Source organism: Spongiactinospora gelatinilytica, assembly GCF_003236385.1.
In the GTDB taxonomy this organism is placed as follows: Bacteria; Actinomycetota; Actinomycetes; order Streptosporangiales; family Streptosporangiaceae; genus Spongiactinospora; species Spongiactinospora gelatinilytica.
The window spans coordinates 1-2,877 of the sequence record NZ_POUA01000597.1; the positions used below are offsets into that span (position 1 = coordinate 1).

Annotated in this window: 2 protein-coding genes; one reads left to right on the forward strand and one right to left on the reverse strand. The window is 68.3% G+C overall.

Annotated elements, in window-relative coordinates:
• Positions 1 to 1,054: AfsR/SARP family transcriptional regulator (locus C1I98_RS37440; protein WP_233508523.1), on the forward strand; the 1,054-nt coding region annotated here is incomplete at its 5' end.
• A 222-nt stretch (positions 1,055 to 1,276) separates the two neighbouring features.
• Here C1I98_RS37440 and C1I98_RS37445 read toward each other — a convergent pair.
• The coding region (locus C1I98_RS37445) for a WD40 repeat domain-containing protein (protein WP_368773559.1) at positions 1,277 to 2,877 on the reverse strand (1,601 nt) is incomplete at its 5' end.

The following is a 2,877-nucleotide window of genomic DNA, read 5'->3' on the forward strand; positions in this document are numbered from 1 at the left end:
CCCCTACCTGGACACCCTCATGGGCATGGCCGCAGCCTTCGGCGCCGGAGCCGTCATCGCCGGGCACTCGACGTCGGGCACCACCTGCACCATCAACCCCGATCACACCGTCGCCGAAGCCGACGGCGACCTCGCCGAACAACTTCGTGACGCCACCGTGTTCCACCTGCGGCCCGACGCAGCGCAAACGGCCCTGCACACCCTGGCCACCGCCCACGGCCTGCCCCAGCAACCCCCGAGCAGTTCCTCTGAGCAACCTGCGGACATTCCGCCCCCGCCGCCCGCCGCAGGCAGCCCGCTGGTCCGCTTCGCCCTGGTCGGGCCACCCGTCATCGAGGTCAACGGCACCACGGTGGACCTGTCCGGCCGCGCCAAAGCCCTGGAACTGTTCACCCTGCTCGCCGTCCACCCCGCCGGCCTGACCCGCGAACAGATCTGCGACCACCTATGGCCGGAACTGGAGGAGACCCTCGCCGGCTACCGCTTCCACGCCGCCCTCAAAGACCTCCGCGCCGCCCTGCGCACCCCCGCCGGCCCGGACGGGAAGGCGGCCACGTTCATCGAACGCCACAGCACCACCTACCGCATCTCCGCCCGCCACATCGATGTGGACCTCTGGGCCCTGCACCGCGCCCTCACCGGCGCCCGCGCCGCCACCAGCGAAGAAGCAAGGACACAGGCGCTGGAGACGGTCGCCGGCCTGTGCCGCGGCCCCCTAGCACACGGCCTGCACTACGACTGGCTCGACCAAGGCCACCGCTGGCCCCTCACCATCGCCACCGTCAAAGCACTCCTGCAACTCGGCGCCCTGCACGAACACACCGGACGCAACGAATGCGCCCTGGAGGCATACGACCAGGCCTGCACCCTGGACCCCGACACCGAAACCGCCGCCCGATACGCCGTCCGCCTGTTGCACACCCTTGGGCGCACCGACGAAGCCCGCCTCCGCGCCCGCCACCTCAAAACCCGCCTTGACGCCCTTGGCCTGGAATGCTCACTGGAAACGCGAGAACTCCTCAGTCAACTCAATATGGCCGCAAGACCCCTCTAGATCGTTAGGTACCTCCTTCTCTCCAACAGCGGGTGTTGCGATGCTCAGCCGTCCCGGAGGGCGGCTGCCACGTGGGTCGAGGCGATCGACCGCCGTACAACCAAGGAGGTTGTGATGCTCAGCCTGTCCCGGAGGGCGGCTGCCACCTGCGCCGTGCGCCGCGACCGCTCCGCGCCCTTCTGGTTGCGATGCTGGAGTGCTCATGCGACACGCCAGGTGTTCCTAATGAGATATCGGCGTATTTGTTCCTTGATAAGTGGATTCGAACTGCCGCTGGATAGGTACTGTTCTGACGTTTCGCCTGTTCAGAGGCCGTGGCAGCCGCCCTCCGGGACGGCTGAGCATCGCAACCGCGGGCCGCTGATGGTGACCTGGCCGCGCCAGGTGGCAGCCGCCCTCCGGGACGGCTGAGCATCGCAACTCACTAAGCAGGTTATGAATACGGATTGTGTCGTTAGTGGGGCTACCGGCAGCCAGACGGCGGCCATCGGGGCTGAAGGCGAGTCTTCCCCAGCCTACGCGGCGACCAGCCAGCACGCGCTCTACGCGCTGCCCGGTAAGGTTCCATATCCGAATCCCGTCGTCGGCGGCGCTGGCCAGATGGCGGCCATCCGGGCTGAAGGCGATAGCGGTCACCGATCCTTGATGACCTTTCAGAATAACCGGTGCGGCAGTACCTGCCAGATCCCAGATCTGTACCGTGCCATCCAACCCGCCACTGGCCGCGAAGCGCCCGTCGGGGCTGGTCACAGGCCGCTGTAGCTTCGATGTGGCGCGGAGCATCGTCGGCCCATGCCACGACACGCCAGATCGACGCCATGCCCATACGATGCCGTCCAGTCCGCTGGAGATGAGTCCGCCACCGTCCGGACTGAAGGCCACGTCCAGGCCCGGCAATTGCCCGCTGAGCAACAATGTGGCCTCGGCACGGGAGTCCACCACGGCCTGGCGCAGCACACTCTCGGCCTCAGCGACCGGCCCCATCCGCACCGCCTTGACGGCCAGCAGCAACGCCAGTTCGGGATCGACCTGCAATCGGTCACGGGCTTTGGCCGCCAGCTGACGTGAGCGGACGAAGTCATGCTCCTGCACGGCTTGCCTACCTTGGACGATCGCCAGCGTGGCCAGTGTGGTCGTCACGACCAGGGCCGAGACTAACCCGGACAGAAGCAGCCGTCGCCGGCGACGGCGGGTCTTGCCTTCACGTTCGCGCCAGGCTCGACTCGCAGCGAGAAAGGCGGATTCCAGCTTGTTCAGTGCCGCTTGGTCGCGGTCGTTCCAGGCGGCCACGACCCGACCCCGATACAACAACGCCTCATCACGCCCGTGCGCGTCCCACTCAACGGCCGCCTCGGTGAGGCGCCGATGCGCACGCAGGTCCTCGCGATCATTGGCGAGCCAGTCCCGTAATCGGGGCCAGCCGGCGATCAGCGCCTCGTGCGCGATCTCGACCGTGTCCGCGGCACCGGCACCCAGGATGATCAGCCGGGCGGCGGCCAGCCGGTCCAGCACCCCGGCCGTGGCCGGATCATCCCCGAGCTCGGCACGCCCGATCTGGCGCCGGGTGTCCTCCGTCCCCTCCCCCAACGCGATCAGCCGCAACAGCACCGCGCGAGCGACCCGCCGCTGGGCGGCATCCAACTCCCCGTAGACCCGATCGGCCGTCCGGGTCAGCGCGCCGTCGATCCCGCCGGCCGCCCGATACCCTTCCAAGGTCAACTCCGCGCTGTTACGCCGCCGCCAGGTTTCCCACAACGCATGCGAAACGAACGGCAAAGCCCCCGGCCGCCCGTCCGCCTCGCCCAGCACCGCCTCCACCAGCC